Origin of the sequence: Stenotrophomonas sp. Sm6012 (genome assembly GCF_030985895.1) — a bacterium.
GTDB classification, from domain to species: domain Bacteria; phylum Pseudomonadota; class Gammaproteobacteria; order Xanthomonadales; family Xanthomonadaceae; genus Stenotrophomonas; species Stenotrophomonas forensis.
The window spans coordinates 14,313-39,841 of sequence record NZ_JAPTFX010000027.1 but is presented as its reverse complement, the minus strand read 5'-3'; the positions used below and the strand labels follow the sequence as shown (position 1 = coordinate 39,841).

21 protein-coding genes and 1 pseudogene are annotated in these 25,529 nt (G+C 65.4%); 4 read left to right on the top strand and 18 right to left on the bottom strand.

Annotation, left to right across the window (positions count from 1 at the left end):
• Nucleotides 1–44: 44 nt before the first annotated feature.
• The 3 genes and pseudogenes from ligD to O0J73_RS07480 all read right to left on the bottom strand — a co-directional run.
• A complete protein-coding gene (gene ligD / locus O0J73_RS07490) occupies nucleotides 45–2,531 on the bottom strand; it encodes a DNA ligase D (protein ID WP_308308379.1) in 2,487 nt (828 codons plus the stop codon).
• A gap of 3 nt (nucleotides 2,532–2,534) precedes the next feature.
• Complete coding sequence (locus tag O0J73_RS07485; RefSeq protein WP_308308378.1) at nucleotides 2,535–3,428, bottom strand: Ku protein; 894 nt, start codon at nucleotides 3,426–3,428, stop codon at nucleotides 2,535–2,537.
• Nucleotides 3,429–3,531: 103 nt separating this feature from the next.
• A pseudogene (locus tag O0J73_RS07480) lies at nucleotides 3,532–3,861 on the bottom strand (hypothetical protein); the annotation flags it as partial.
• A 147-nt stretch (nucleotides 3,862–4,008) separates the two neighbouring features.
• On the opposite strand from O0J73_RS07480, the gene O0J73_RS07475 reads away from it, so the two are divergent.
• Nucleotides 4,009–4,353 carry a hypothetical protein gene (locus O0J73_RS07475; protein WP_004153343.1) on the top strand — a complete coding sequence of 115 codons (345 nt, stop codon included), beginning with the start codon at nucleotides 4,009–4,011 and terminating at the stop codon, nucleotides 4,351–4,353.
• 13 nt (nucleotides 4,354–4,366) lie between these two features.
• On the opposite strand, the gene O0J73_RS07470 is transcribed toward O0J73_RS07475, so the two are convergent.
• The gene (locus O0J73_RS07470; protein WP_197565020.1) at nucleotides 4,367–6,457 is read right to left on the bottom strand and encodes a TonB-dependent receptor; all 2,091 of its coding nucleotides are present in this window, start codon (nucleotides 6,455–6,457) and stop codon (nucleotides 4,367–4,369) included.
• 171 nt (nucleotides 6,458–6,628) lie between these two features.
• Between O0J73_RS07470 and O0J73_RS07465 the strand changes: the two genes are divergently transcribed.
• From O0J73_RS07465 to O0J73_RS07455, 3 genes are all read left to right on the top strand, one after another.
• Nucleotides 6,629–7,831, top strand: a complete 1,203-nt coding sequence (locus tag O0J73_RS07465) for an amino acid aminotransferase (protein WP_308308376.1) — start codon at nucleotides 6,629–6,631, stop codon at nucleotides 7,829–7,831.
• Between the two features lie 430 nt (nucleotides 7,832–8,261).
• Nucleotides 8,262–9,278 (top strand): class 1 fructose-bisphosphatase, encoded by a 1,017-nt coding sequence (locus tag O0J73_RS07460; protein WP_049457829.1) that lies wholly within the window; start codon nucleotides 8,262–8,264, stop codon nucleotides 9,276–9,278.
• A gap of 107 nt (nucleotides 9,279–9,385) precedes the next feature.
• Complete coding sequence (locus tag O0J73_RS07455) at nucleotides 9,386–10,093, top strand: 2OG-Fe(II) oxygenase (RefSeq protein ID WP_008265923.1); 708 nt, start codon at nucleotides 9,386–9,388, stop codon at nucleotides 10,091–10,093.
• 90 nt (nucleotides 10,094–10,183) lie between these two features.
• Here O0J73_RS07455 and O0J73_RS07450 read toward each other — a convergent pair whose 3' ends face one another.
• The 14 genes from O0J73_RS07450 to dnaN all read right to left on the bottom strand — a co-directional run bounded on the left by O0J73_RS07450 (nucleotide 10,184) and on the right by dnaN (nucleotide 25,404).
• The gene (locus tag O0J73_RS07450) at nucleotides 10,184–11,275 is read right to left on the bottom strand and encodes a PA0069 family radical SAM protein (protein WP_308308375.1); all 1,092 of its coding nucleotides are present in this window, start codon (nucleotides 11,273–11,275) and stop codon (nucleotides 10,184–10,186) included.
• A 162-nt stretch (nucleotides 11,276–11,437) separates the two neighbouring features.
• Nucleotides 11,438–12,181, bottom strand: a complete 744-nt coding sequence (locus O0J73_RS07445; RefSeq protein ID WP_308308374.1) for a pyridoxine 5'-phosphate synthase — start codon at nucleotides 12,179–12,181, stop codon at nucleotides 11,438–11,440.
• A 9-nt stretch (nucleotides 12,182–12,190) separates the two neighbouring features.
• Entirely contained in the window at nucleotides 12,191–12,460 is a 270-nt protein-coding gene (locus tag O0J73_RS07440; RefSeq protein ID WP_004153332.1) for a hypothetical protein, read from the bottom strand.
• Between the two features lie 39 nt (nucleotides 12,461–12,499).
• Nucleotides 12,500–13,960, bottom strand: a complete 1,461-nt coding sequence (gene cls, locus O0J73_RS07435) for a cardiolipin synthase (protein WP_053508105.1) — start codon at nucleotides 13,958–13,960, stop codon at nucleotides 12,500–12,502.
• A 102-nt stretch (nucleotides 13,961–14,062) separates the two neighbouring features.
• A complete protein-coding gene (locus O0J73_RS07430) occupies nucleotides 14,063–14,476 on the bottom strand; it encodes a biopolymer transporter ExbD (protein ID WP_004153330.1) in 414 nt (137 codons plus the stop codon).
• 3 nt (nucleotides 14,477–14,479) lie between these two features.
• A complete protein-coding gene (locus O0J73_RS07425) occupies nucleotides 14,480–14,905 on the bottom strand; it encodes a biopolymer transporter ExbD (RefSeq protein ID WP_040006786.1) in 426 nt (141 codons plus the stop codon).
• A 57-nt stretch (nucleotides 14,906–14,962) separates the two neighbouring features.
• Nucleotides 14,963–15,724 carry a TonB-system energizer ExbB gene (exbB, locus tag O0J73_RS07420; protein WP_008265438.1) on the bottom strand — a complete coding sequence of 254 codons (762 nt, stop codon included), beginning with the start codon at nucleotides 15,722–15,724 and terminating at the stop codon, nucleotides 14,963–14,965.
• Between the two features lie 92 nt (nucleotides 15,725–15,816).
• Nucleotides 15,817–16,437 (bottom strand): energy transducer TonB, encoded by a 621-nt coding sequence (locus O0J73_RS07415; protein WP_308308380.1) that lies wholly within the window; start codon nucleotides 16,435–16,437, stop codon nucleotides 15,817–15,819.
• Nucleotides 16,438–16,580: 143 nt separating this feature from the next.
• Nucleotides 16,581–17,771: a tetratricopeptide repeat protein gene (locus tag O0J73_RS07410; RefSeq protein WP_006479408.1), complete on the bottom strand. Its 1,191-nt coding sequence runs from the start codon at nucleotides 17,769–17,771 to the stop codon at nucleotides 16,581–16,583.
• 132 nt (nucleotides 17,772–17,903) lie between these two features.
• Nucleotides 17,904–18,710 (bottom strand): M48 family metallopeptidase, encoded by an 807-nt coding sequence (locus O0J73_RS07405; protein ID WP_006479406.1) that lies wholly within the window; start codon nucleotides 18,708–18,710, stop codon nucleotides 17,904–17,906.
• A 71-nt stretch (nucleotides 18,711–18,781) separates the two neighbouring features.
• Nucleotides 18,782–19,627 carry a CPBP family intramembrane glutamic endopeptidase gene (locus O0J73_RS07400; RefSeq protein WP_006479404.1) on the bottom strand — a complete coding sequence of 282 codons (846 nt, stop codon included), beginning with the start codon at nucleotides 19,625–19,627 and terminating at the stop codon, nucleotides 18,782–18,784.
• A 67-nt stretch (nucleotides 19,628–19,694) separates the two neighbouring features.
• Complete coding sequence (gene gyrB, locus O0J73_RS07395; RefSeq protein ID WP_006479402.1) at nucleotides 19,695–22,154, bottom strand: DNA topoisomerase (ATP-hydrolyzing) subunit B; 2,460 nt, start codon at nucleotides 22,152–22,154, stop codon at nucleotides 19,695–19,697.
• 112 nt (nucleotides 22,155–22,266) lie between these two features.
• The gene (gene recF / locus O0J73_RS07390; protein ID WP_308308372.1) at nucleotides 22,267–23,361 is read right to left on the bottom strand and encodes a DNA replication/repair protein RecF; all 1,095 of its coding nucleotides are present in this window, start codon (nucleotides 23,359–23,361) and stop codon (nucleotides 22,267–22,269) included.
• 942 nt (nucleotides 23,362–24,303) lie between these two features.
• The gene (dnaN, locus tag O0J73_RS07385; RefSeq protein WP_005411731.1) at nucleotides 24,304–25,404 is read right to left on the bottom strand and encodes a DNA polymerase III subunit beta; all 1,101 of its coding nucleotides are present in this window, start codon (nucleotides 25,402–25,404) and stop codon (nucleotides 24,304–24,306) included.
• Nucleotides 25,405–25,529 lie beyond the last annotated feature (125 nt).

Genomic DNA, 25,529 nt, shown 5'->3' with positions numbered 1-25,529 from the left:
GCCGGCAACGGTGGGATGCCGAGGTTGCCGGCCAGCGGCCGACACTACCGCTTCAGCGGCGGCAGCGTCTGCTTCAACCGTTCGATGCCCTGCCAGGGGTCACCCTTCAGCCGTTTCGCACGCGCCAGCGCCCTGGTCATCGGGAACGCATCGGCGGCGGTCACCTTCGCCAGTTCCTCCCAGCGCAACGGCACCGCCACGCCAGCGCTCGCGCGCGCCCGCAATGACCACGAACACACGCTGGTAGCCCCGCGCGTGTTGCGCAGCCAATCGATGAAGATCACCCCGCTGCGCTTCGCCTTGCTCATCGTCGCTACGTAGCGGTCAGGCTGCTGCAGTGCCATCGCCTGGGCAAAAGCCTCGCAGAACGCCTTGGCCTCCTCCCAGTCCGCCTTCGGCTGCAGCGGCACCACCACGTGCACGCCCTTGCCGCCAGACAGCCGCACGAAGCTCTGCAGGCCGATCTGCAACAGGCGATCGCGGACATCACGCGCCCCAGCTTTCACCTGCGCCCAGCTCACGCCGTCGCCGGGGTCGAGATCGAACACCAGACGGTCCGGATGCTCCGGGTCGTCTACCGTCGCACCCCACGGATGCAGCTCCAGCGTGTTCATCTGCACCAGCTGGAGCAGCCCACGCGCGTCGTCGATGTAGACGTAGTTCTCGCGACCACTTTTCTGCTGCAGTGGCACCGCATGCACGGCGTCACCCAAGCCGGGGCCATGATGCTTCTGGAAGAAACAGGCCTTGCCAGCACCGTCGGGGCAACGCAGCAGCGACAACGGCCTGCCGGCAATCTCCGGCAGGATCCAGCGCGCCATCTGCCGGTAATAGTCGGCCACGTCGCCCTTGCTGAGTTTCTGATCCCGGAATACCACGCGTTCGGGGTGCGTGATCTGCACCTCGCCTGCGGCGTCCACGTCTGCAGCATTCACTTCCAGATCCTCCACCTGCTTGTCGTTGCGCAGCCGCTTGAAACTAGCCTGGCGCAGCAGCCCTTCCTTGCCCCAGCCACGGAAGGCGACCTCGGCCACCACCAGCGGCTTCACCCAGCGCACGCTGGACGCACCGAACGGCACATGCGCCGGCAACGGCAGTACGGGGGACTTCACCGCCAGCGGCTGCAGTGCCTTGTGCAGCGCGCGCAGGCTTTCATCGTCGAAGCCGGTGCCCACGCGACCAACATAGCGCAGGCCGGCCTTGTCCTGCGCGGCCAGAAGCAACGAGCCGAATCCTACCCGCGAACCCTTGGGTGCCGTGTGCCCGACGATCACGAACTCGTCGGTGTCCTCGTGCTTGACCTTGACCCAGCTGCGCGCACGGGCATTCACATACGGAGCATCCACCTGCTTGCTCACGATGCCCTCGAAACCCGCCTTGCCACTGGCAGCGAACACCTGTGGCCCGTGATCGATCACATGCTCACTGAAGGCGAGGATGCCGGGTACATTGCCCAGCAGCGTTTTCAGCAGCGCCTTGCGTTCCAGCAAGGGCGCGCGGCTGACATCGGTACCGGCAACACCTGGCAGGTCGAAGACGATGTAGCGCAGCGGCTGTTTCGAACTGCCGTCGATCACCCGTTGCAGTGCTGCGAAGTCACTGCGGCCCTGTGCATCCAGTACCACCAGTTCACCGTCCAGGCGCGCGTCGCGCACTGGCAGCGCCCGGATGGCCTGCGCGACTTCGGGAAAATCGGCCGTCCAGTCCAGGCCATTGCGCGAACGCAGTTTCACTTCGCCATCGTGCAGATCAGCCAGCAGTCGATAGCCGTCCCACTTGATCTCATGCAGCCAGTGCTCGCCATCCGGCGCGCTGCCGCGGTGATCGGTCAATTGCGGTTTGAAGGCGCGGGGGTAGGGCGTGTCGCGTGCGCCGTCCAGTTTCAGCGCGCGCGCATGCCAGCGTGCATCGGCCTTGCGGATAGCCCTGCGTGCGGCCGGTGCAGCGCGCTCTGTCCTTCCCGCCGTGCGCGTCTTCGCCGCCGATGAGCGTTTCGGCACGGGCGCTTGCAATAGATCGTCCGCTTCGGCATCGCGCGCTTCCTCATCATCGCGCTTGATCAGCAGCCATTGCACCTGACGCCCCTTCATCGCCGTGCGCACCAGCTTCCAAGCGCCGGCCAACCGCTGCCCGTGCAGCACGAAGTCGATCTTGCCCGCCGCCAGCGCCTGCAATGGATCACCTTCGCAGGCCCAGGTGCCGTGATCGAAGATCTCCACGTGGCCGGCACCGTAATGACCTTCGGGGATGTCTCCTTCGAAGCCGGCGTAGGACAGCGGATGGTCTTCCACTTCCACCGCCAGCCGCTTCTCGCCGATGCGCAGCGAAGGCCCCTTCGGCACGGCCCAGCTCTTCAGTACACCGTCCATTTCCAGGCGGAAATCGTAGTGGCGCGAACTGGCGTGATGCAGCTGGATGACGAACGTTGGCCGTCGCTTCGGGTCACCGTGGGCGGGGGTGTCGTCTGGCTCCGGCGTCTGGCCGCTACCCCCGCCGAGGCGACGCTTGCGCCGGTACTGGTGCAGCGACATGACTCAACCTGCCTTGCGCCGCGTGGTCTTCTTGGCGGCCTTCTTTGCCACCTTCTTCGCAGGCGCCTTGCGGGCCGCCGTCTTCTTCGCCGGTGTGCGCGTGTTCGCGTCCAGGCTTTTCTGCAGCAGCGCCATGAAGTCGACCACATTGGTGGCCGCATCCTCATGCGGTGCCGGCTCCTCTTCCACCCGGGTGGTGCCGCCCTTGGACTTGATGCGCTTGTTCAGCACCTGCTGCAGGCGCGCGCGGAATTCGTCGTGGTACTGCGAGGGATCCCAGTCGCCGGCCATCGACTCGATCAGCTGCTCGGCCATTGCCGATTCCTTGCCGGTGATGCGGTAGTCGGAGAGTTTTCCGGTGGGCAGCGCGTAGTCGTCCGGGTCCACCAGTTCCTGCGGATAGCGCAGGATCATCAGCACCAGCGCGTCTGCCTGCGGCATCACCGCGCACAGATACTCACGCGTGCGTACCACCACCCGCGCGATGCCCACCTTGCCGGTTTTTCGCAGCGTCTCGCGCAGCAGCACATAACCCTTCTCAGCCTTCTTGCCTGGCACCAGCAGATACGGCTTCTCGTAGTAGCGCGGATCGATCTGCGCTGCATCCACGAACGATTCCACTTCCACCGCTTCGTGGCTTTCCGGCGCGGCCGAGCGGATATCGCCTTCCTCCAGCACGACATAGCTGCCCTTGTCGTACTCGTAGGCTTTGACGATGTCCTTCCAGGGCACTTCCTCGCCGGTATCGGCGTTGACCCGCTCGAACCGGATCGGTTTGCGATCACGCGAATCGAGCATGCGGAACTGCAGGTCGACCTTGCGTTCGCCGGACATCAGCGACACCGGCACGTTGAGAAGACCGAACGACAGCGTGCCGGTCCAGATTGGGCGGGCCATGGAGATACCTGTGACGGGGCAGGGGACAGCCAGCTTCAGCCCGGCGATGTAAACCATCCGTGTCGGTGCCGTGCACGTGGGTTCTACGCAGATGCGGTAGTGCCGGCCGTGCCTGCGACCAGTTCAGCCGCGACTGTCCGCGCATCTGTTCCCAGTGCTCGGCCAGTTCCTCGCAGGTATCGGCGGCGTCACCGCGCGGCCAGTCGGCGGCGTGGGTGGTCAGCGCGAAGGCATAGACCGGGCATAGATCACGCCAGTTGCGATGGCCGGGCCCGCGACGCTCCTCGTAATCGCTGAGCATGTACTGCAGGTAATCCTGCGCCACCGCCTGCGGGTCTTCGTGGCGACGCGTGCGGCGCTGCGCGGTGCGCTGGCCGAGCGGATCCAGCAGGGCGTTGAACACGGACGGTGCGGGTCGTTCAAGACGGGGCATGGCCGGCTCCTGCAGCGGGGGCGGGTGGGCAGGAATACGCGCGGTGCCGTTACCAGCGGGTGAGCGAGATGTTCATGACGCCAGGTTCGCGGCAGCTTTACCTGCGCCGCGGTGTAGTGGGAGCCCCCGAGCGCAGGCAGCCAGACCATGAGCCGTGAAACCTCCCGAGACCCGCTGCGGGAAAACCACCCGCCCATTGCCGGCGAGCAGCGTGGCAAGCGCGACGCCGACACTGCCGACTACCGCGGTACCGGGGCCCCCTTCTTCGATGCCGCGCAGGGCGACGACCACCTGCCGGTGAAGCATGAGGCTGAACAGGCGGCCCAGGACCGCAAGGACGGCGGCGACCGCCATCGCGGTGGGCAGGAAAGCCCGCTCAAGCGCCGCGAGCGCAAGCAGCGGGCCAGCGACAACCAGGATGAGGCACTGGAGGAAACCTTCCCGGCCAGCGACCCGACCTCACCGTTCGTGCCGGCCAAGGCACCTGATTGACGGGTCGTGCCGCCTAGCGCCACGACCACTGCAGTCCCACGCTGGCCCGCCGCCCCGGTCCCGGCTCGTAGAAGCGGCCGTTGCCGTCGTTGACGATCACCGAGCCGATGTAGGCCTGGTCCAGCACGTTCTCCAGCCGGGCGAAGGCACGCAGCTCGCCGCCGGGCAGGGTCCAGCGGCGGCTACCTTCCAGATGCAGCAGGGCGAAGCCCGGCGCTCGCTCGGTGGCCACGTCGTTCACCACCGTGTCGCTGCTGGCATTGGTTTCCAGCGCCCACTGCCATTCGCCCGGCGTCCACTGCAGCCGGGCGAATGCCTGCTGGCGCGGCACGCCGGGCAGGCGGCTGCCGGTGGTAACCACGGTATTGGAGGTCAGGTAGGGCGAGCGCACCTGCGCCTGCAGCCAGGTCCAGGCCAGCTGCAGTTGCAGCTGCTCGGCCAGCGGCTGGCGGTACTGCAGTTCCAGCCCCTGGCGACGGGTACGGCCAATGTTGCGATAGGTGCTGCGTCCGCCGATATTGCTGGCAACAGCCAGCTCATCGTCGGTATCTGCACGGAACAGGCTGACATCAAGCTGGGTTCCATCCTGTGCGTGCCACTTGCTGCCCACTTCCACGGAGCGGCTGCGCGCGGCCGCGAGATCCAGTGCCAGTCCCGCCTGTCCGTCGGCGCGATAGCCCAGTTCGTTGAAGGTGGGCGTCTCGAAGCCGCGGCCCACAGCAGCATGCAGGCGCCACCGCGGGCTGGCCTCGAAGCTGATGCCGGCCACCGGCGTGGTCGCCCGGTAGCGGCGGTGGCCGCTGTCGTCCGGGTTGCGGCCGGTGATGTAGCGATCGTCCGATTCGAAGCGCACGATGCTGTGGCGCACGCCCGCCAGCAACGACCAGCGCGGGCTCCATTGCCACCAGGCCTGCGCGAACTGGTCCACGTTCTGCACGATGTCGATCTGGTCGCGGCGCAGCTGCCCGCGTACGCCCAGCGTACTGCCGATGAAGTTCTCGTAGCCGGTGCGGTGCTGGCGCTGGCGGTCGGCACTCAGCCCGGCCACCAGGTCCAGCGGCCGTCCGGCGAGATCGCCGTGCCAGCCCCAGCGCGCGTCCAGCCCGCCGTAGCCTCCGTCCAGGTCGATCACCCCGCCCGCATGCAGGGGATTGGCCTGGGCCGCCGGCGGAATCGGCAGGTACTGACGCACCGCGCGCTGGCCGGCATAGCCCATCAGCTGCCAGCGCTGCGCGCCGGCCTCGCGGGTCCAGCGCAGCCCGGCCTGCTGCTGGCGCACCGATTTGCGGGTGTTGTACTGGTGTGCCACGGCGGTGGCCTGGCGCGGGTCCGCCGCCACCTGCGCGCGGGTCAGGCCCAGCGGGTCCTGCGCATCGGGCGCATCCAGCGCATTGAGCAGCAGCTCCAGCCGCCCACCGCCCAGGTCACCGCCGATACGCGCGTTGAGCGATTCACGGCGCGCGCGGCTGTGGTCACGCCAGCCATCGGTACGGAAGTGGTTGGCGGCGATGTTGTAGTCCAGCCCGTGGCCTGCACCCTTCAGTTGCGCGCCGACACTGAGCGTGTTGTCGGCGCCGGCATTGAGGCGCAGCCGCCATGGGTCGCCGGCCTGGCCCTGTGCGCTCCACACCTGCAGCACGCCACCGGAGGAGTTGCCATACAGCGCCGAGAACGGTCCCCGCAGCACGTCGATGCGCTCGGCGCCGAGCACGCTGGCATGCGACAACTGACCCTGGCCGTCGGGCATGGTCGCCGGTACCCCGTCGATCAGCACCCGCACCCCGCGCACACCGAAGGTCGAGCGCGCGCCGAAACCGCGGATCGACAGCTGCGTGTCCTGCGCGAAGTTCTGCCGGTCGCGCGCGACCAGGCCCGGCACCCCGCCCAACGCCTCGGACAGCTGTGCGCCGGCGCCAGCGCGGCCGGCGCCGATCCAGACCGTGTCCAGGCTGGCCGGCAGCGCGAACGGGTCGATGCCCGGCACCCGCGCGGCCTGCACCTGCACGGCAGGCAGGGCGGTGGGGGCGGGCTCGGCCATGCTGGCAAATGGCGACAGCAGCAGGGCGGAGAGCGGCAGGCAATGGCGGCGTGCGGCAGGATTCATGATTCAGGTTGATGGATCGGGCGGCAACGCACGCCATGGTACGGGCCCGGGGATGACGATGGCGGCGGCCAGCCCCGGCAGGCTTTGTTACGATGGGCTGTTTCCGGCTGGAAAGCCGCAAGCCGCGTGGCGCAATTCCTCCCCCTTTCCGTCTACCGAACGAGTACCGCCGTGTCCTTCTTTGCAAACGTGGAACTGGTCCCAGGCGACCCGATCCTGGGCCTGACCGAGGCGTACAACGCCGACAGCCGCCCGACCAAGGTCAACCTGGGTGTGGGCATCTACTACGACGAGAGTGGCCGCATTCCGCTGCTGCGCGCCGTCAAGCAGATCGAGCAGCAGCTCGCCGCTGAAGCCAAACCGCGCGGCTACCTGCCGATCGATGGCCTGCCGGCGTACACGCAGGCCACGCGCGAACTGGTGTTCGGCAAGGACTCGCCGCTGCTGGCCGCCGGCCGCGTCACCACCGCGCAGACCGTCGGTGGCAGTGGTGCGCTGCGCGTCGGCGCCGACGTGCTGAAGAAGCTGCTGCCGCACGCCACCGTCGCGCTGAGCAACCCGAGCTGGGAAAACCACCGCGCCGTGTTCAGCGCGGCCGGCTTCGAGGTGGTGGATTACACCTACTTCGACCCGACCACCCATGGCGTCGATTTCGACGGCATGCTGGCCGACCTGGGCAAGCTGCAGGCCGGCACCGTGGTGCTGCTGCACGCCTGCTGCCACAACCCCACCGGCGCCGACCTCACCGTCACCCAGTGGAAGCAGGTCGCGCAGCTGCTGAAGGACAAGCACCTGTTCCCCTTCATCGACATGGCCTATCAAGGCTTCGACAAGGGCATCGAGCAGGACGGCGCCGCCGTGCGCATCATCGCCGAAGCCGGCATCGACAGCTTCATCGTCGCCAACTCGTACTCCAAGTCGTTCTCGCTGTACGGCGAACGCGTGGGTGCGCTGTCGATGGTCGCCCCGACCGCCGCGGACGCCAAGGCCGTGCAGTCGCAGGTCAAGCGCGTGATCCGCACGATCTACTCCAGCCCGTCCACCCATGGTGCCGCGCTGGTGGCCGGCGTGCTGACCAACCCGGACCTGCGCGCGATGTGGGAGCAGGAACTGACCGAGATGCGCGAGCGCATCCATGCCCTGCGCCAGGGCCTGGTCGAGAAGCTGGCCGCTGCCGGTGCACCGCAGTTCGGCTTCATCAACGAGCAGGCCGGCATGTTCTCCTACTCCGGCCTGAGCCGTGAGCAGGTCGAACGCCTGCGCGACGAGTTCGGCATCTACGCCGTCGGCACCGGCCGCATCTGCGTGGCCGCGCTGAACCAGAACAACCTGGAATACGTCGCCAAGGCCGTGGCCACCGTCGCCAAGGGCTGAAGCAACGCTCCAGTAGCTTGAAGACAAAGGCGCCGAAAGGCGCCTTTGTTTTTGCTTCTGCTTTGCCTTTGCCTCTGCCTTTGCCACACCCTCCGCGCTCGCGGCGAACCCTGAAGCGCAGGGCGAGGTACACCGTGGACAGGACCGTGAGGCGCATGGATGCGCCGACCGAGCCCCCATGGGTGAGGGCGCTTTATCTGCGAGGCATGCCTCGCAAGCGCCCGAACGCCCAGCCGCCAGCGGCTGGGCCGGACCACGGAGTGGGGTTTACGGCGTGTCCTGGCCACGGTGTACCTCGCCCTGTGCCTCCATGAAGGAAGGCGCCACGAGCACAACGCCTCTGGAAACGATTACGCCTTCCCGCGGTCACGCACACCCCCGCCAGACCGGCGACAATAGGCGTTTTCCCGCTGCCGAGACCTGCCCGCTCATGTCCCGTACTTCGTTGACCCGCTTCCTGATCCAGGAACAGCACGCCGGCCGCATCAACGCCGACCTGCGCCAGCTGATCGCGGTCGTCGCCCGCGCCTGCACCAGCATCTCCATCGCCGTCAGCAAGGGCGCCCTCGGCGGCGTGCTGGGCGAGGCCGGTACCGGCAACGTGCAGGGCGAAGCGCAGAAGAAGCTGGACGTCATCAGCAATGAGATCCTGCTCGAAGCCAACGCCTGGGGCGGCCACCTCGCCGCCTGTGCCTCGGAGGAAATGGACCACAGCCAGCCGGTGCCGGACATCTATCCGCGTGGCGACTTCCTGCTGCTGTTCGATCCCCTCGATGGCAGCTCCAACATCGACGTCAACGTCTCGGTCGGCACCATCTTCTCGGTGCTGCGCTGCCCGACCAACGTCGAACTGCCGGGCGATGACGCGTTCCTGCAGCCGGGCAGCAAGCAGATCGCCGCCGGTTACTGCATCTACGGGCCTAGCACCCAGCTGGTGCTGACCGTCGGTCACGGCACTCACGCTTTCACCCTGGACCGCGAGAAGGGCGAGTTCGTGCTGACCACCGAGAACATGCAGATTCCGGCGGCCACCCAGGAATTCGCCATCAACATGTCCAACCAGCGGCATTGGGAAGCACCGATGCAGGCCTACGTCGGCGACCTGCTGGCCGGCAAGGAAGGCGCGCGCGGCAAGAACTTCAACATGCGCTGGATCGCCAGCATGGTCGCCGACGTGCATCGCATCCTGACCCGCGGCGGCATCTTCATCTACCCGTGGGACAAGAAGGACCCGTCCAAGGCCGGCAAGCTGCGCCTGATGTACGAAGCCAACCCGATGGGCCTGCTGGTCGAGCAGGCCGGTGGCGCTGCCTGGACCGGCCGCGAGCGCATCCTCGATATCCAGCCCGACCAGCTGCACCAGCGCGTGCCGGTGTTCCTCGGCTCGCGCGAGGAAGTCGCCGAAGCCGTGCGCTACCACCACGCGCACGACGACGCGCAGGGCTGAGGGCCGTCACCCGACAACGGTCATGGCAGATCGATGACATGACCGTGGGGTGACACCACGGACGGCAAACGGCACCATCGAGCCATTGCCGCCTAAGGAATGCACGCATGCACGAGCAGGGCCCGGTCGATTTCATCGAAGTCATCCACAATGCCGTCCCCAGCGACGTCTGCGCGGCGATCGTCGAGCGCATGCGTGCAACGCGTGGCCTGCTGCCCGGTGCGGTGGGCAGTGGCGTGTTCCCGGAACTCAAGCACAGCAAGGATCTGCGCATCAGTGGACTGGACGGCTGGCAGGATGTCGACCAGCAGCTGCAGATCGCGGTGTTCAACGGCCTGCTGACTTATCTACGCCGTTATCCACAGGCATTGATCGCTCCGCTGATGTTGCAGATCCAGGACAGCAATGGCCAGCCGCGACGCCTGTCTGCCGAGGACTTCCCCGACATGCCGCCGCAGCAGCTGGCCGACCTGGCCCGCACCTGCCTGCGCCCGGGCGCGATCAACCTGCAGTGGTATGCGGCGGGCGAGGGCGGTTACCCGTACTGGCACTGCGAGCTGTACCCGAAGGATGCCCAGGCCGAGACCCTGCACCGGCACGTGTTGTGGACGCTGTACCTCAACGATGACTTCGAAGAGGGCGAAACCGAGTTCCTGTTCCAGGGCCGCAAGATCGCCCCGCGCACCGGCAGCCTGCTGATCGCCCCGACCGCGTTCACCCACACCCATCGCGGCAACCGGCCGCAGGGCGGCGACAAGTTCATCGCCACCAGCTGGATCCTGTTCCAGAGCGCGCAGAAGCTGTTTGGGGCGTAGCGTCGAGCTGGCTCGACTACGTTGTATTCCCCGTAGAGTCGAGCTTGCTCGACTGCTTTTCCGTCGCCAGTCGAGCAAGCTCGACGCTGCTCAGAACAACGAGCCCTGCGGCGAATCCTTCTTCGGCGGCAGCGGCTTCTGGAACCGGCTGCAATCCAGCTTCGGCCAGTGGCTGTTCTGTGCATTGAACCCGAGGCGCTTGCGCGCCAGCTTGAAGCGGTTGTTCAACAGGTCCGCATATACGCCTTCGCCGCGCATGCGCGTGCCGAACTGGCTGTCGTAGTCCTTGCCACCGCGCAGCTGCTGGATGGTGCTCATCACGTGCGCGGCGCGATCCGGGTGATGGGTGTCCAGCCAGTCGCGGAACAGCGGTGCCACTTCCAGTGGCAGGCGCAGCAGCACGTAGCCGGCGGTGCTGGCGCCAGCGTCGTGTGCGGCCTCCAGCACGGCTTCCAGTTCGCTGTCGTTGATCCATGGAATCACCGGCGCCACCATCACCCCGACCGGAATGCCGGCCTCATGCAGGCGCTTCATCGCGCGCAGCCGTGCATGCGGTGCCGATGCGCGTGGCTCCAGCTTGGCCGAGAGATGCGGGTCCAGCGAGGTCACCGAGAAATGCACGCTGACCAGGTTTTCCGCGGCCAGCGGTGCAAGCAGATCGATGTCGCGCTCGACCAGCGCGTTCTTGGTGATCAACGAGAACGGATGTTTCGTCTCCAGCATCACTTCGATCAGCTGGCGGGTCAGCTTGAACTTGCGCTCGATCGGTTGGTACGCATCGGTGTTGATGCCCAGCGCGATCGGCTGCGGCAGGTAACCCGGTTTCGACAGTTCCTTGCGCAACAGTTGCGGCGCATTGATCTTGGCGAACAGCTTGGTCTCGAAATCCAGGCCCGGCGACAGGTTCAGATAGGCATGCGAGGGGCGCGCAAAGCAGTACGAGCAGCCATGCTCGCAGCCGCGATACGGATTCACCGACTGGCTGAAGCCGACGTCCGGTGAATTGTTGCGGGTGATGATGCTGCGTGCGGTTTCGGCGCGCACCTCGGTGCGCAGGCGCGGGGCGAAGAACTCTTCGCTCTCATCGACGGCCCAGCCATCATCCACCGCCTCGCTGACGGTGCTTTCAAAGCGCCCTGCAAGGTGGGACGTGGAACCTCGGCCCTTGATCGCAATACCCATGGACGCAGGGTACGCCGCGATCGTCTCAACGGCTGCGACGGCCGCCTGAAGGGTTCAGCCCCTTGTAGAGTCGAGCCGGGAGGAACATACAAGCCATGCTCGACTCCATTTCCCATCCGTCCCGGGGCAGTCGAGCATGGCTCGACTCTGCACGGGGAGGTGTCAGAGCAGCGCCAGGTACCCGCGCACCGTGGCATCCAGGCCGTCATACAGCGCTTCGCCGATCAGCGCGTGTCCGATCGACACTTCCAGCACGTCCGGCACATTCGCCAGGAAGTCACGCAGGTTGTCCTGCGACAGGTCGTGGCCGGCGTTGACGCCCAGTCCCACCGCCTGCGCGCGGCGTGCGGCGGTGGCGAACAGCGCCAGCATCGCCTCGGCATCGCCGGCCGCATGCGCTTCGGCATACGGACCGGTGTACAGCTCGACGCGGTCGGCGCCGACTTCAGCCGCCTGCTCCAGCAGCGGATTGCCGGCGTCAACGAACAGGCTGACCCGGCAGCCCATCGCTTTCAGTTCGGCGATCAGTGGTCGCAGGCGCTCGCCGTCACGCTCGAAGTCGAAGCCATGGTCCGAGGTGATCTGGCCGTCGCCGTCCGGCACCAGGGTGGCCTGTGCCGGGCGGGTCTGCTCGCACAGCGGCAGCAAGCCCGGGTAACCCTCGCGTGGCGGAGCGAACGGATTGCCTTCGATGTTGAACTCCACGCCACGGGCGCGGGTCAGCGTGGACAGGGCCAGCACGTCCTCGGCGGTGATATGGCGACGGTCCGGCCGCGGGTGCACGGTGATGCCATGCGCACCGGCATCCAGGCAGGCCTGGGCGGCGCGCACCACGTCGGGTTCGGCGCCGCCACGCGAATTGCGCAGGACGGCGATCTTGTTGACGTTGACGCTGAGCTGGGTCATGGAACGGTACTACTTGGAAAGAGGGGACGGATCGTGGTCGTTGCCGTCATCGTTGCGGCGGGCCTGTGCCTGTTCGCGCAGGTGGCGCAGTTCCTCGGCATCGACCAGGGTGGCAGGGTCGCGCTGCAGGTCGCCGAAGCGGGCCACGTATCGGCCACGTACCCAGGCCAGCAGGAAGGCGAGGGCCGCCAGCAGGCACACGGTCATCAGCCCGGGGCTGGGGGTCTTCAGCGCAAAGGCGAAGCAGCCCAGCGCCAGCAGCAGGTACAACCAGTACATAGTCGGGCTCCCGGATGATCGCCGCAGTGTAGCGCTGCGTCAGAGCAGCGGCGAGGCCAGCCGCGCGAACGCCTCGGGCAGGCGGTGCAGCCACAGCGAGCGGCCGGCCTGGTCGTGCACGCGGGTGGCACGGTCGAATTCGCCCTGCAGCAGCTCGGCCAGGGCGGCGACGCGGTCACGGTCGCTGATCATCATCGACAGCTCGAAGTTCAGCCGGAAGCTGCGGTGGTCGAAGTTGGCACTGCCGACGATGCAGACATCGTCGTCGGCGATGAAGGCCTTGGTGTGCAGCATGCGCGGGCCGTACTCATAGATCTTCACGCCGGCATGCAGCAGCTCGTCGAAATAGGAGCGCGCAGCCTGGGTGACGAACCAGGAGTCACTCATCTTTGGCACCAGCAGGCGTACGTCCAGGCCGCCCAGCGCCGCCGAGGTCAGCGCCATCCGCGCGGCCTCGCCGGGCACGAAGTAGGGCGTGACCAGCCAGACCCGTTCGTGCGCCTCCTGGATAGCGGCCACATGCAGGCGGTGAATCGTTTCCCATCCCGAGTCGGGCCCGGACACCAGCACCTGGGCGTTGATCGGGCCGTCCGCGCGCAGCGGCATCTCGGCCGGCCACAGGCGCGCGATGTCGAAGCGCGAATGGTCCTGGCCACTGGCGTACAGCCAGTCCTCGGCGAATACCAGCTGCAGGCTGCGCACCACGTGACCGCGGATGCGCATGTGCAGGTCACGGTAGGCGTCGGCCCTGCGGCTCTCGTCTTCGTCGTCGGTGATGTTGATGCCGCCGGTGAAGGCCAGGCGGCCGTCCACGATCACCAGCTTGCGATGGGTGCGCAGGTTCAACCAGGGCCGCTTGAACGGCTTCAGCAGTTGCCGCGGATGGAACCAGATCGCTTCGCCGCCTGCATCCAGCAGCGGCTGCAGGAAGCGGCGGGGCAGGGCGGAAGAGCCCACCGCATCGAGCAGCAGGCGCACCTGCACGCCGGCACGGGCACGTTCGACCAGGGCATCGCGCAGCGCAGTGCCTGCGTGGTCAGGGTTGAAGATGTAGTACTCCAGGTGCACGTGGTCGCGCGCCTGTGCGACGGCTTCCAGCAGGGCTGCGTAGGTGGCGGCGCCATCCACCAGCCAGGTCACTTCGGTGGCGCTGCTCGGTGCCAGCCCGGTGGTTGCCTGGGCGATCTTGGCCAGCTCGGTGCAGTCGGCATCGGGTGGGCAGACGTCGCTGTAGTGCTCCATGCCCGAACGCGCACGGCCACGACGCAGGCGCTGCCGCTTCACCTTCTGCGGGCCAAGCAGGTAGTAGATGAAGAGGCCCAGGTAGGGCAGCAACGCCAGCGACAGGATCCAGCTCAGCGTCGCGACGGGCTCGCGCTTCTGCAGCATGATCCAGCCTGCCAGAGCGAACAGGTACAGCAGATAAGCCACCGCCAGGATCGTGCCGAGGTGGGCGATGCCGTCGAGCCAATGGCGCAGGGAGTCGAAGAGGGCGAGCATCCGCCGATCATAACGGCCCGTGCCGTCAGGGATAAAAAAAGACGCCCCTGTTTCCAGGGGCGTCTGCAGTCGCGTCATGACTGTTGTGTTGCGGTGTAGCGATTACTGCTGCACAAAACCGATCTTCTTCATCTGAGCATTCTTCGCGGCGGCCAGGACCTTGGCCATCACGTCGTACTCGGAATCCGGGCTGGCGTCGATGCGCAGTTCCGGCTGGTTGGTCGGGTCACGCTGGACCTCCTGCTCCATCCGCTGCTGCAGCTCGCCGGTATTGATCGGGCTGTTGTTCCACGAGACCTGGTTGCTGGCGTCGATCTTCAGCTCGATCGGCGGCGGCGGTTCGACCAGCTGCGGCGGTGGGTTGAGCACGCGCTGCGGCAGGTCCACGGCGATCGGGTACGTCATGATCGGCGCGGTCACGATGAAGATGATCAGCAGAACCAGCATCACGTCCACGAGGGGCGTGACGTTGATGTCTGCCATGGGGCCCTTGCCACCACCACTACTGAATGCCATGGCTTATTGCCCCTTTTCTTTGGTCGCGACGAAGCCGACGTCCAGCATGCCCTGCTCCTGCGCAACCTTGGTCAGGTCGTTGATGACGCGCATCTTGGTGGTGCGGTCACCACGCAGGTTCAGCGGCGGCTGCGGGGTCTGCTGGGCGGCGGTCGCCAAGCGCGACTCGAGAGTCTGCTTGTTGATTTCTTCGTCGTTCCAGTAGATCGAGCCGTCTTCCTTGACTGCCAGAGTGATCGGGCCGGCACGCTTTTCAGCGTCTTCCGGCTTCTGGATCAGGTTGGCTTCCGGCAGATCCACCTTGACCTTGTGGGACATCAGGGGCGCCGTGATGATGAAGATGATCAGCAGCACCAGCATCACGTCCACGAGGGGCGTAACGTTGATGTCGGCCATGGGGCCGCCGCTGTTACCACTACTGAAAGCCATAACGGGCTCCGTCTAGATCGTGTTGACTACGTTCTCGCTGGGTACAGCGCGTCGCAATTAGCGGACGCGCGAACCGGTGGCGAAGAAGTCGTGCAGGTCGTGCGCGAAGGTATCGAACTTGCTGATGGTCGCGCTGTTGACCTTGCTGAAGAAGTTGAAGGCGAACACGGCCGGGATTGCGACGAACAGACCGATCGCGGTCATGATCAGCGCTTCACCCACCGGGCCGGCAACGGCGTCGATCGAAGCGGAGCCGGTGGCACCGATCTTGATCAGCGCGCCGTAGATGCCCCACACGGTACCCAGCAGACCGACGAACGGAGCGGTCGCACCGACGGTCGCCAGCAGGGTCATGCCCGACTGCAGCTTGTTGCTTTCGCGGGTGACGGCCTGGCGCAGGGCGCGGTCGACGAACTCCGAACGGCTCAGGTTCTCACCGACGCCGCCGGTGGCACCGCCTTCAGCGCGCTGGTGGTGGGCAGCTGCCTGGGCAGCGTCCAGGGCGATCTTCGAGAACGGCTCGGATGCCGGCTGTTCTTCCATCGCACGGATGGCGTCCTGTGCGTTCGGGGTGTCCCAGAACAGGCTGACGACGCGATCAGCAGCGCTCTTCAGACGAACCGAACGGAAGATGTTGATGACGGTCCAGTACCAGGACATGGCCGACATCACGATCAGGGTCAGCAGCACGACCCAGGAAACCGCGAAATCACCCGGCTTGGTGGTCATTTCGTGGATCAGGTGCTCGAAGCCCATCTGCGACAGGGCGTTGGACGGATTGCCCCCGGCAGCAGCGGCGATGAAAAGTTCCTGCAGCATGACGCTTACCTTTGTTGTGTGTGGTGATAAAGGGTGTAGCTAAGCTAAACAATCGAACCGTGAGCGGGGGTGGCCGGCGGCCCCCCGGCCCATCAGTTCAGCGCAAAGTTGACCGGGACGCGAACGCGACCTGCCGCCTTCTTACCGCCAGATTCAGCGGCGTTGAAGCGCCACTTGCGAGCTGCTTCCATCGCAGCACGGTCCAGGTCGCGGTTACGGCTGGACTTTTCCACCGTGACATTGGTGACGTTGCCGCTGGCATCGACATCAATGATCAGGATCACTTCGCCCTGGATACCGGCGCGGAAGGCTGCCGGCGGGTAGCGCGGCGGATTCATGGCCTTCGACGAGATGTCCACGCTGGCCTCGATCGAGGTCGGCGGTGCCGGCGGCGACGGCGGCGACGGCGGGGTGACGATGTCGTTCGGGCGCGGTTCCGGCACGTCCACGACCGGCGCCTGCGGCGGCGGCGGGACCGGCGACGGCTTCGGCGGCGACAGATTCTTCACCGGCGGCGGCGGTGCGTCGACGATGGTCACCATGACGTTGCGCTCCTTCTCCGCAACGGCCTTGGGAGCCACGGCGGGGATGAGGAGCATCATGAAGGCGGCCAGATGCAGGGCAATTACAAACGCGATGCCGACGATGCGAGGCCAGCTCAGCCCCTTGTCATCGGGTTGTTCGTACCGGTGAACGACTAGTTGTTCCGTCATGCGCCAAGAGCTCAATAGTGGGGCCGGGATGCCGGGGGCGGAATCCCTGATCAGCGGTGCATGACACCGCAGGAACCTCCAAGCTTATACCAATCCTGAGCGCCTGCGCATCAATCGAGCAGGCATTCAGGCGTTATTCCTACTTACTTCAGGTTGATGATTTTCTTGGCATCAGCCTGGTTCTTCACACCCTTCGCCAGCGCCTGCTGGGCGGCCTGCTTGGCCTCCGGGATGCGACCTTCGGCATGCAGGACGCGTGCCAGGTTCAGGTAGGTCTCACCGTCCTTGGAGAGCGGGGCGGCCTTCTGCCACGCGTCGATCGCCTGCGGCACCTGGTCGGAGTAGTAGTAGGACTGGGCCAGCGCCAGGTAGACCTGGTAATCCGGCTTCAGGATGCCCTTCTGCAACCCTTCGTTGATGACCGCGATGACGTCCTTTTCCTTGTGCTCGGTGTTGGCATAGATCGAGTACAGCTGCTTGTACTCGCGCTCTTCGGTGAGCTGGCCGCTGCTGCGCAGCTTGTCCATCACCGCAGCCGCCTTGTCCATCTGGTCGGCCTGCATGTACATGCTGGCCAGGTTCAGCTGGGCCTTCTTGTCGTTCGGGTTCTTGGCCGCCAGTGCCTCGGCTTCCTTGACCGCTTCACCGGACTGGCCGGCTTCGGACAGGGCCGCCATCAGCAGCTGGTTCCAGTTGTCCTTCGGTTCGGTGGCGCCGGCGATGGCCTGCTTCAGCACCGGGATCGCTTCCTGGTAGCGCTCCAGCTGGTACAGCGCCTGCCCCTTGGCAATCAGTTCTTCCGGCTTGGTCGACTTGCTCTCGGCGAAGTACTTGTCGAGGGTGGCCAGGCCTTCGGCGGTCTTGTCGTCCTGCATCTGCAGCTGGCCCAGCATCAGCATCGACTGGAAGTGGCCGTTGTTGTCCAGGCCGTTGAACTGGATGACCTGCTTCAGATAGGCGATCGCCGCCGGGGTGTCATCGGTCTGGTAGGCGGCCTGCGAGGCCAGCTGCGCGGCCAGCGACTTGTCGTACTCGTTCGAGGCGCTGTCGGCCAGGATTGCGTCAGCCTGTTCGCGGGTCTCCGGGAACTTTTCCTTGTTGTAGCTGTCGATCATCTTCTGCAGCTTGCTGCCCATCTTGGCCGAGGCCTTGACGGTCGGCTCCTGGCGGGTCGCATTCGGGTACAGCGCTTCGGCCTTGGCCTGCTTGCTGCCGCCGCGGTTGCCACGCTCGGACGAACGCGAGGACTGCGCAAAGGCATCGGTGACCACGGCGCCGGTCAGGGCGGTCGCGACGAGGACGGAAAGCACAGCTTTGTGGTTACGCAAAATCATCGTTCACCTCGATCGAACCGCCGGTTAGCGGCAAAGTCGGACTGTCAGAAAAATCTGAGCCGCCAAACGTATCAGAAACAGATGGCGTGAGAAATCGTTTTATGTGCTGCAATACAGCATAGAACTGCGCACTCATCCGCACTTTGGCCGCAGTCCGGCCGCCTGCGCCTGCTGATAGACCGGCGTCAGCGCCGGTGCATCGCGTCGCAACTCCTGGATCCGGTTGGCCGGGTCGGGGTGGGTGGACAGCCATTGTGGGCTGCGACCGCCACTGGCGGCCATCATGTTCTGCCACAGATCGACCGCCTGCGCCGGGTTGAAACCGGCCTGGGCCATCAGTCGCTGGCCGATCACATCGGCCTCGCTTTCCTGGGTACGCGACCCCGGCAGCAGGAACGCGGTCTGGGCGCCCATCCCACCGAGCTGGTTCACGGTGCTGGCAGCGCCCTCGCCATAAGCGGCACCGGCCAGTGCGCCGAGCACGGCCAAGCCGGTCTGCGCGCCCATCTGGCGGGTGATGCGCTCTTCGTGGTGGCGCGCGATGACGTGGCCGATTTCATGGCCGATCACGGCAGCCAGCTGGTCCTGGTTCTTCGCCACGGTGAAGATGCCGGTGTTCACGCCCACCTTGCCGCCGGGCAGGGCGAACGCGTTCGGCTCCTTGTCGACGAATACCGCCGTCTCCCACCGTACGCCACGGTATTGGGCTGGCAGCTGCGCGACCAGCGCATTGACCACGCACTGCACGTAACCGTTCTGGCGGCCGTCGGTGCTGATCTTTTCCTTCTGCTTGGTTTCGGCGAACGCCTGCGCGCCCAGCTGGTCCAGCTGGGCCTGGGAGACGCCGCCCACCATCTGCCGGCGCCCGGTCGGGGACGTCGTGGTCGCGCAAGCGCTGACCAGGGTGGTGATGACAAGGGCCAGCAGCAGTTGTTTCATGGAAGCTCCCCCGTGTTCATGTCCGCAGTGTGTAGCGTACCGGCTTAATCTTTCGTCAAGCGGACACGGCGTTACGTTGACCCCAGGAACACCATCGCGGCAAGTGCAACGGCGTTGTTCAGCGCATGTGCGGTGATCGCGGCCCATAGCGTGCCGGTGCGCCGGTACAGCCAGCAGAACGCGGCGCCCATGCCGCCATACACCAGCCACAACTGGAGCATGCCCAGCAGGGAGTTCTTGCTCAGACCCGGCACTTCGTGCACGAGGGCAAATGCCAGGCTGCTGAGGATGATACCCAGCCAGGGACGTCCCGCCTTCCACAGGCGCCCGAACAACACGCGGCGGAACAGCAGCTCTTCGTAGGCCGGCGCCAGCACCACGGCGAACAACACGAGGAACAACGGGAAACGCGCAATCGCGTTCTGCATCAGTTCCACGTTGGTCGGCACCGGTTCGATGCCGAACTGCTTGGCCAGGAAGGCGATGCCATTGCTGCCGATCACGATCAGCGCAGCCACCAGCAGGGTCCAGCCCCAGGTCGAGGGCCTCCGCAGCGCCTGGCGGGAAGTGGAGCGCTCGTCCGTCGTGGCCGGACGCCGCCAGAAGTACACCACCAGTGCCGCGCCGCCGGTGGCGATCAACGCCATCAGGATCTGCGCCAGTGCACCCGGCTGGCCAACCGCCGCGCCAACCGCGTCGGGCGACAGCACGCCACCATGGGCCTCGGCATTGGCACGGCCGACCACGATCGCGCGGTAGAACCCCCAGAACAGCCCGGTGATCAAGCTCAGGCTGAACAGGGTGACGATGGCGATGCCCAGGTCGATGAAGAAACCCGCCAACGGGGAACCGGCGCGCGGCGCGGCCGAGGCCGGCGGAATCGGGGGCGGGGCGGAAACCGGGGCGGAAGCGGACATCAAGTACCTGCGTTCAAGGGGCGAAGGCCGGCGCGCCTCCCCGCGCACCGGCCGTGTCCCGATTGTGTCAGATATCCAGGTTGGCGACCTTCAGCGCGTTGTCCTCGATGAAATCGCGACGCGGTTCGACCACATCGCCCATCAGGGTGCTGAAGATCTGGTCGGCGGCAACGGCATCTTCGATGCGCACCTGCAACAGCCGACGGGTTTCCGGGTTCACGGTGGTGTCCCACAGCTGCTCCGGATTCATTTCACCCAGACCCTTGAATCGCTGGATCTGGCGGCCGCGCTTGGCCTCCTCGAGCAGCCAGTTCTGCGCCTTGGCAAAACTGTCCACTTCGATCGACTTGGCGCCGCGCGAAATGGTCGCACCTTCGCGGATCAGGCCGTGCAGCAGCTTGGAGGCCTGGTGGATCGCGCGCAGTTCACCGCTTTCGAAGGCCGACATCGGCAACACCTGGATGTGCTGCTCGCCCATGTGGCGACGGGTCACCAGCACGGCGGCCGGGCGCTCGTCGTTGGCTTCCTGCAGTTCCAGGCTGAAGCGCGGGCTCCCCAGGCTGCCCTGGTTGAGGCGCTTGGCCAGTGCTTCCAGGCCTTCGCCTTCGCCGGCAGTGCGCAGGCTGTCCATGTCCATCGGCACGAAATCGACCAGCGCCTCGAGCAGGTTGCGGTCGTAGCGGTGCGCGTTGCGTTCGATCGAATCCAGCGCCGCGGCGTAGGCCAGCAGCAGCTTTTCCAGCGCCAGGCCTTCGATGCCCGGTTCGCCAGCGGCGGGCACCAGCGCCGCGTTTTCCACCGCGCTGCTGGCCAGATAGCTGTCCAGCGCCGGGTCGTCCTTCAGGTACAGCTCCTGCTTGCCCTGCTTGATCTTGTACAGCGGCGGCAGGCCGATGTAGACATAACCGCGCTCGATCAGCTCCGGCATCTGACGGTAGAAGAACGTCAGCAGCAGGGTACGGATGTGCGCGCCGTCGACGTCGGCGTCGGTCATGATGATGATCTTGTGGTAACGCAGCTTGTCCGGGTTGTACTCGTCGCGGCCGATGCCGGTGCCCAGCGCGGTGATCAGCGTACCGACCTGGTCCGACGACAGCATGCGGTCGAAGCGCGCGCGTTCCACGTTGAGGATCTTGCCGCGCAGCGGCAGCACCGCCTGGTTCTTGCGGTTGCGACCCTGCTTGGCCGAGCCACCTGCCGAGTCACCCTCGACGATGAACAGCTCGGACAGCGCCGGATCCTTTTCCTGGCAGTCGGCCAGCTTGCCCGGCAGGCCAGCAATATCCAGCGCGCCCTTGCGGCGGGTCAGGTCGCGGGCCTTGCGTGCGGCTTCACGTGCACGCGCGGCATCGACGATCTTGCCGGCGATGGCCTTGGCTTCGTTCGGGTTTTCCTGCAGGAACTCTTCCAGGCGGGCACCAAAGGCGTTTTCCACCGCCGGGCGCACGTCAGAGCTGACCAGCTTTTCCTTGGTCTGGCTGGAGAAGCTCGGGTCGGGCACCTTCACCGACAGCACCGCGATCATGCCTTCGCGCATGTCATCGCCGGTCAGGTTGATCTTGGCCTGCTTGGCGATGCCGTTCTGCTCGATGTAGTTGTTGAGCACACGGGTCAGCGCACCACGGAAGCCGGCGAGATGGGTACCGCCGTCCTTCTGCGGGATGTTGTTGGTGAAGCAGTACATCGTCTCCTGGTAGGAGTCGGTCCACTGCAGCGCCACGTCCACGACGATGTTGTTGTGCTCGCCGGTGACCGAAATGACGTTCGGGTGCAGCGGGGTCTTCAGCTGCGCCAGATGCTCCACGAAGCTGCGGATGCCGCCTTCGTAGTGGAAGTCATCGCGCCGACCGTCGCCGCGCTCATCGGCAAGGACGATCTTGACGCCGGAATTGAGGAACGACAGTTCGCGCAGGCGGCGGGCCAGGATGTCGTAGTGGAATTCCACGTTGTCGTGGAACGCCACGGTCGACGGCCAGAAGCGCACGGTGGTGCCGCGCTTGGTGGTGGTTTCCAGCTTGGCCAGCGGGGTCACGGCCGCACCGTTGCTGAATTCCTGCTGGTAGTGGAAGCCGTTCTGGAACACATCCACCAGCAGCTTCTGCGACAGCGCGTTGACCACACTGACACCCACGCCATGCAGGCCGCCGGACACCTTGTAGCTGTTGTCATCGAACTTGCCGCCTGCGTGCAGCACGGTCATCACCACTTCGGCTGCCGAAACCTCGCGGCCCAGCTTGGCGCTCATCTGCTCGTGCTTGCCGGTCGGGATGCCGCGACCGTTATCGGACACCGAGACCGAGCCATCGGTGTGGATCGTCACCGCGACGTGGTCGGCATGGCCGGCCAGCGCTTCGTCGATCGAGTTGTCGACGACCTCGAACACCATGTGGTGCAGACCGGTGCCGTCATGCACGTCACCGATGTACATGCCGGGACGCTTGCGGACAGCCTCCAGGCCTTCCAGGGCGGTAATGCTGTTGGCGTCGTAATTGCCGTTGTTTGCCGGGGTGTTCTGTTCGTCGCTCATTGCGCTTGCCGTAGGCTCCGCAGGTCGGCCACCGCGCGAGGCGATGTGCCGAGAATGAAAGGATTCCAACCCGAATTATACCAGCCGGGGTCGAGCGGCCCTGGGGTGACCACTATGGCACAGCCACGATCTGTGCATGTTCCACGTGGAACCGGGTGATGTCGGCCAGATCCTGCAGTGCCGACGGGGTTTCGGTGGCCGTGATGAAGATCTGCGCCGGGCCATCAAGCAGACGCTGCAGGACCCGCGCCTGGTGGGTGCGATCCAGCTCCGAGGCCAGATCATCGAGTGCGATCACCGGCCACTCGCCGCGTTGCTCCGCATAGTCCTCGGCCTGCGCCAGCAGGCACGCCAGCGCGGTCAGCTTGGCCTGCCCCCGTGACAGCGCGTCGCGACCGGGAATGTTGTGGAAACCCACGCTCCAGTCCGCGCGGTGCGGGCCGACCGAGGTGTAACCGGCCTGGCGGTCCCGTTCACGGGCCAGAAGCAGGGCATCGGCCAGAGGAAGCTCATGCCGACGCCAGCCCGGGCTCAATTCCAGCGTCTGGATCCCGAGTTGCGGGGCCAGGGTGGCTGCCAACGACACCGTGCGCTGCTGCAGTCGCTCCAGGTAGTGCTGGCGGCGGCTGGTCAGCGGTTCTCCAGCCTCGGCCAGCTCGTGATCCCAGGTATCGAGCATCCGCGATGGCCCACCCTGCTTGAGGAGCGCGTTACGCTGCTTCAGTGCCCGCGAGTAGCGGCGCCACAAGGACAGGAAATCAGGTTCCACGTGGAACAGGCCCCAATCGAGGAAGCGGCGGCGGGGTTCTCCACCGCCGCTCACCAGCGCATGGCTGCCTGGCTCGAAGGTCACCACGGCCAGGGCAGCGCAGAGATTCCCGAGCTGCGCGACATCCTCTCCGTCCAATCGCCCCTTCCAGTCCTGACCGCTGTGGCGCAGGCCCGCCTTGCGGCGATGGGGCGGGTGATTGTCGCGCTGCTCGTCCCATTCCACGAAGATTTCCAGGGCCTCCTGGCCCTGACGGACCAGGCCATCGCGAACCCGGCCGCGAAAGCTGCGGCCATAGGCCATCAGGTGCAGGGCCTCGAGCACGCTGGTCTTGCCGGCACCGTTGTCGCCCGTCAGCAGGTTCAATCCTGGCTGCGGCAACAGGTCCACCGCACTGAAGCGACGCAGTTGGTGCAGGGCGAGGCGGCGGATCTGCATGGGGCGCGAAGGACCATCCGCACGGGGCGGTAGTAGGGTGGGTAATCCATCAGCTTACTGCATCGGTCAAGCCGGACGCGGTGGCGACAGCACGCAGGCCAGGACGCGCCATCCGCCGATCAGCATTTACGCGTTCCACGTGGTGAACAGCCCACTTCTGGCGCCCCTCGCGATCTGGAGGGGCCTGAAATTGCTTCAAATCTGCGCCGGGTTCCACGGTGTGGACCCTCAGATTTCAGCGATTTCACGGCATCCGAGGCGCGCTACGGACGGCCTCAATGTCGATCCCAACCGAAACCGCTGCCGATATCTTCAAATCTGCGATGAGAGCTCCTGCAGGGTTCCACAGAATTCAAGGAATTCAGACCGGCCGTTCCACGCTGTCCACAGCGGGACTGTATGACTTATACACAAGGTATGGGCAATCTGTGGATAAAAAAGCCCTTTTACCGGGCCGGCGAAACTATCCACAGGTTCCCCCCCAGCCCCAAGGCGCTCTATACAGGGGGTTTCAGTTGTATAAATCCCTTTTAAAACAATGAGATAGTGCATTTTTCCACGAGATCTGGCCCTACCATCACCACCATGCTTTAGATTTATACCCAGATTTAGAAGCTAGGCTCGACCCAATTTCCTCCAAACGCGTCCTGTGGACAGTGGCGTTTACAGGAGCTGCAGCCACACCTTCGAACACCATCGCGAGCGCGCCTCATGACGTCGCCAATGGCACTCCGATCTCCAACAACCACAGTCCTGGTCACATCCGATCCGAAGACGAACTCGCACCGTCAGAAGTGGGAGGGAAACTGCAGGACAGGCTCCACTCCAACGCCGTTGCATCAACGCTTGAGTCCAGCGCGACTACCAATGCTCCACGTGGAACAAAAAAACGCCCGGGAAAAACCCGGGCGTCATTCGGTTCCACGTGGAACAGCGCTGGTGTCAGAGACGCAGCGGCATCACCACATGACGCGACTTCTCGCTGCTGGATTCACGCACCAGCGCCGAGGAGTTGGAGTCGCGCAGCTGGATGATGACTTCCTCGTCGCGCAGCGCCGAGAGGGCATCCAGCAGGTAGTTCACGTTGAAGCCGATGGCCAGGTCGCTGACCGTGGTGTCGGCTTCGATCTCTTCCTGGGCTTCTTCCTGTTCCGGGTTGTGCGCGCTGATCTTCAGGTTCCCCGGCGAGACTTCCACGCGGATACCGCGGTACTTCTCGTTGGACAGGATCGCGGCACGCTGCAGCGAGGCACGCAGGGCTTCACGGTCAACCTTCACTTCGCGGTCGGCGCCGATCGGGATGACAGCCTCGTAATCCGGGAAACGGCCGTCGATCAGCTTCGAGGTGAAAGTGACATCGTCGCGCTTGACGCGCACGTGGCTGCGGCCGACTTCCAGCTCGATCTCGCGATCACCGCTTTCCAGCAGGCGCTGCAGTTCGGTCACGCCCTTGCGCGGCACGATGATCTGGCGCTTGGACCCGCTGGGCTTGGCCAGATCGGTTTCACACAGCGCCAGGCGATGACCGTCCGTGGCGACGGTACGCAGGGCGTCACCGCGCAGATCGAACAGCAGGCCGTTGAGGTAGTAGCGCACATCCTGCTGGGCCATCGCGAACGCGGTGCGTTCGATCAGCTCCTTCAGGGTCGCTTCGCCGATGGCCACGCGCTCGGTGGCTTCCACTTCGTCCACCGACGGGAAGTCGTTGGAGGGCAGGGTTGCCAGGGTGAAGCGGCTGCGACCGGCCTGCACGGTGATCTTGTCACCGGTCTGCGAGACGGTGATCCGGCTGCCGTCGGGCAGGGCGCGGATGATCTCGAACAGCTTGCGGGCGGGAATGGTGGTTTCGCCGTCCTGGGCATCTTCAACCGCGATCCGCGACACCATCTCCACTTCCAGGTCGGTACCGGTCAGCGACAGCTGGCCGTTCTGCACCTGGACCAGGAAATTGGCCAGAACCGGAAGGGTCTGGCGGCGTTCGACCACGTTGACGACCTGTGCCAACGGCTTGAGAAAGGCTTCGCGCTGCAGTGTGAAACGCATGTGGTTCCGTGCCCCTATGCTTTAAAAAATGTGGAATAAATCAAAAGCTTGGTGGTGCTGGTAGAGACAGAATCGCTGGAAAACAACGCTAAGTCTTTGTAAATAAAAGAATTTCAGACCTCGAA

Bases quoted from the DNA above. Each gene is read 5' to 3' on its own strand.
- ligD (WP_308308379.1), bottom strand. From the start codon at position 2,531: ATGTCGCTGCACCAGTACCGGCGCAAGCGTCGCCTCGGCGGGGGTAGC.
- O0J73_RS07485 (WP_308308378.1), bottom strand. From the start codon at position 3,428: ATGGCCCGCCCAATCTGGACCGGCACGCTGTCGTTCGGTCTTCTCAAC.
- O0J73_RS07475 (WP_004153343.1), top strand. From the start codon at position 4,009: ATGAGCCGTGAAACCTCCCGAGACCCGCTGCGGGAAAACCACCCGCCC.
- O0J73_RS07470 (WP_197565020.1), bottom strand. From the start codon at position 6,457: ATGAATCCTGCCGCACGCCGCCATTGCCTGCCGCTCTCCGCCCTGCTG.
- O0J73_RS07460 (WP_049457829.1), top strand. From the start codon at position 8,262: ATGTCCCGTACTTCGTTGACCCGCTTCCTGATCCAGGAACAGCACGCC.
- O0J73_RS07455 (WP_008265923.1), top strand. From the start codon at position 9,386: ATGCACGAGCAGGGCCCGGTCGATTTCATCGAAGTCATCCACAATGCC.
- O0J73_RS07450 (WP_308308375.1), bottom strand. From the start codon at position 11,275: ATGGGTATTGCGATCAAGGGCCGAGGTTCCACGTCCCACCTTGCAGGG.
- O0J73_RS07445 (WP_308308374.1), bottom strand. From the start codon at position 12,181: ATGACCCAGCTCAGCGTCAACGTCAACAAGATCGCCGTCCTGCGCAAT.
- O0J73_RS07440 (WP_004153332.1), bottom strand. From the start codon at position 12,460: ATGTACTGGTTGTACCTGCTGCTGGCGCTGGGCTGCTTCGCCTTTGCG.
- cls (WP_053508105.1), bottom strand. From the start codon at position 13,960: ATGCTCGCCCTCTTCGACTCCCTGCGCCATTGGCTCGACGGCATCGCC.
- O0J73_RS07430 (WP_004153330.1), bottom strand. From the start codon at position 14,476: ATGGCATTCAGTAGTGGTGGTGGCAAGGGCCCCATGGCAGACATCAAC.
- O0J73_RS07425 (WP_040006786.1), bottom strand. From the start codon at position 14,905: ATGGCTTTCAGTAGTGGTAACAGCGGCGGCCCCATGGCCGACATCAAC.
- exbB (WP_008265438.1), bottom strand. From the start codon at position 15,724: ATGCTGCAGGAACTTTTCATCGCCGCTGCTGCCGGGGGCAATCCGTCC.
- O0J73_RS07415 (WP_308308380.1), bottom strand. From the start codon at position 16,437: ATGACGGAACAACTAGTCGTTCACCGGTACGAACAACCCGATGACAAG.
- O0J73_RS07410 (WP_006479408.1), bottom strand. From the start codon at position 17,771: ATGATTTTGCGTAACCACAAAGCTGTGCTTTCCGTCCTCGTCGCGACC.
- O0J73_RS07405 (WP_006479406.1), bottom strand. From the start codon at position 18,710: ATGAAACAACTGCTGCTGGCCCTTGTCATCACCACCCTGGTCAGCGCT.
- O0J73_RS07400 (WP_006479404.1), bottom strand. From the start codon at position 19,627: ATGTCCGCTTCCGCCCCGGTTTCCGCCCCGCCCCCGATTCCGCCGGCC.
- gyrB (WP_006479402.1), bottom strand. From the start codon at position 22,154: ATGAGCGACGAACAGAACACCCCGGCAAACAACGGCAATTACGACGCC.
- recF (WP_308308372.1), bottom strand. From the start codon at position 23,361: ATGCAGATCCGCCGCCTCGCCCTGCACCAACTGCGTCGCTTCAGTGCG.
- dnaN (WP_005411731.1), bottom strand. From the start codon at position 25,404: ATGCGTTTCACACTGCAGCGCGAAGCCTTTCTCAAGCCGTTGGCACAG.